Here is a 2,522-nt window from a genome sequence, read left to right on the forward strand (position 1 = left end):
TTGGGGTCGCTGCGCAACCCAGCGGGAGCAAGCTCCCTCGCCACAAAGGCCTAGCGCGAAATGATCCCGTGGTCGATCGCGTATTTCACCAGGGCTGCGGGCTTGTCGATGTTCAGCTTGCGGCGAATGCTCAGGCGATGGGTTTCGACGGTGCGTACGCTGATGTCCAGTTCACGGGCCATTTCCTTGTTGTTCAGGCCCTGGACCATTTTGGACAACACCTGGCTCTCGCGCGGCGTCAGCTCGTTATCGGTGTGCGGGTCGGTGGCGAGCCGCTGGGCGATCTCCGCACTGTAGAACGTGCCGCCGCTGATGATGGCTTCGATGGCCGCGACGATTTCCCGCGACGGCGCGTTCTTGAGTACGTAGCCGCTGGCGCCGGAGCGCACGGATTCGCTCACGTACTCGTAATTGTCATACATGCTGAGGATGAGGATCTTGAGGCTGGGGTATTGCTTGCCCAGCAGCCGGGTCAGCTCGAGCCCGTTCATGTCCTTGAGGCTGATGTCCATCAGCAGCAGGTCCGGTTGACTGCGACCGACCATTTCGATCGCTTGTGCGCCGTTCTCGGCTTCGCCCACCACGTCCAGTCGGGGCATTACGGACAGCAGCGCCTTGATGCCGTCGCGGACCAGGGAATGATCATCGACCAGCGCGACACGAATCACTGGAGGCAGGTTCATCGGCAGGTGCTCTTGTTGGAAGGGGGGCGCATCAGTTTTCCGTTACCGAGAGGTTCATGGGCAGCAGGATATCCAGTTCGCTTCGTCCCGGTGCCGAGGTCACTTCCAGGCGTCCGCCGAAATGCTCGACCCGTTCCCGGATATTGCGCAGGCCGATGCCGGCATGGCCGCGTTCTACTTGCGGGACGTTGAAGCCCATCCCGTCATCCACGACCGTCAGACGCAAGGACTGGCTGGAGCCGAACAGGGTGATGCCGACACTTTTCGCCCCGGCATGGCGCTCGATATTGGTCAGGGCTTCCTGGGCAATGCGGAACAGCGAGACAGGGGCGCCATTTTCCAGGCGGCAATCGAATTCGTTGCTTCGGTAGGACACCTCAAGCCCGCTGCGCTGTTGGAACTCGGTCGCGAGCTGGCCGATGGCGGCGGGCAGGCCCAGGGTGTCGAGCAGGGACGAGCGCAAGTCGTGGGAGATGCTACGGATCTCGCCGATGGCTTCGCCCAGCCGGTCGGTCGCATTCTTGAGGATGCCCAGGCCGTTTTCCTGGCCGTTTTCCAACACATGGCTGGCCAGTTCGAACTGGAATTTTATCGACACCAGCAGTTGGCTGATGCCGTCGTGCAGCTCGCGCGAGACCCGCGAGCGTTCTTCTTCCTGCAAGCTGACGATACGCTGGTTCAGTCGCTGCAACTTTTTATCGGCCAGGCGATGTTCGCTGACGTTGAGGGTCATGCCGCCGGCAAATACCAGCAGGACCGCCACCAAGGCGATCGCGGCGATGGCTTGCATGGTGCTGTGGATGCCATGGGCAACTTCGTCGCGGGCTTGCTGGGTGGCGCGTTCGACATCCTCCAGGTAAATCCCGGTACCGAGCATCCAGCCCCATTGATCGAGCATCACGACATAGGCCAGCTTGTCGGTCACCTGGCCGGAGGAGGGCTTGTTCCAGGCGTAGCGCTGGAACCCTTCGCCTGACTCGGCACTCTTGAGCAATGCCTGGATGACCGGCAGGCCGTGGGGATCCTTCATGTCCCAGAGGTATTGCCCCACCAGTTCCGACTGGCGGGCATGCATGAGGCTGCGGCCCTGGCGGTCATACACGAAAAAATAACCGTTTATGCCGAAGCTGAGCTTGCGCAGTTCTTCCAGTACCTGCTGTTGCGCGCGCTCGTCTCCCCGGCCGTTGTCATACAGCGGGGCGATCAGGCTCTGCGCCATCTCGACATAATTCTTCAGCTCAGCGCGCTTGCTCGCCAGGATGCTGTCTTCGATCAGTTGCGCCTGTTGATCGCCCAACTGGCGATTGAGCGAGATCACCAGGGCACAGATGACCGCGATGGCCAGGACCAGCGGCAAAATCCCGAGGGCGACGATTTTGTGTTTGAGCAGCATCTGTACTCCTGTCCGGACTCGGCGGGGAGGCGAATGGCGGCATCATATGCCAAACCCATGGATGAGGCATAAAACCTGTGGCGCAAGACATGTGGGAGCAAAGCTTGCTCGCGACGCTGGCGTCGCGGTGTATGAAAGACCGTATTGACTCTATCGCGGGCAAGCCTTGCTCCCTCAGGGGGAATTGGGGATCTACGTAGTACTACGGATTTATTTATTGACCCGTTGCAGGGATATTGGGCCGGCTCCGAATAGCCGGGGCACACTATAAAAACAATCGCCGCAATCCACTGGATATCGGCAGGAGACACGCAATGACAACCCGTCTGGTTAAACACCTCGCCTGGTTTGCCGTCGCCGTTCTGGGGGCCTGTGCGTTGAGTGTCGTGGCCTTGCGCCGCGGCGAACCCATCAACGCCCTCTGGATCGTCGTCGCAGCCGTCGCA

At 60.6% G+C, this 2,522-nt stretch carries 2 protein-coding genes; both read right to left on the bottom strand.

The annotated features are described in order from the left end of the window. Positions 1-50 precede the first annotated feature (50 nt). The gene (locus tag V7773_RS30115) at positions 51-683 is read right to left on the bottom strand and encodes a response regulator (protein WP_063321366.1); all 633 of its coding nucleotides are present in this window, start codon (positions 681-683) and stop codon (positions 51-53) included. A gap of 31 nt (positions 684-714) precedes the next feature. Continuing rightward, positions 715-2,076, bottom strand: coding sequence for a cache domain-containing protein (locus V7773_RS30120; protein WP_013693309.1), 1,362 nt, complete (start codon positions 2,074-2,076; stop codon positions 715-717). Between the last annotated feature and the right edge of the window lie 446 nt (positions 2,077-2,522).

This window comes from Pseudomonas sp. 3JA (genome assembly GCF_036961705.1).
Lineage (GTDB): Bacteria > Pseudomonadota > Gammaproteobacteria > Pseudomonadales > Pseudomonadaceae > Aquipseudomonas > Aquipseudomonas fluorescens_Q.

Bases quoted from the DNA above. Each gene is read 5' to 3' on its own strand.
- V7773_RS30115 (WP_063321366.1), bottom strand. From the start codon at position 683: ATGAACCTGCCTCCAGTGATTCGTGTCGCGCTGGTCGATGATCATTCC.
- V7773_RS30120 (WP_013693309.1), bottom strand. From the start codon at position 2,076: ATGCTGCTCAAACACAAAATCGTCGCCCTCGGGATTTTGCCGCTGGTC.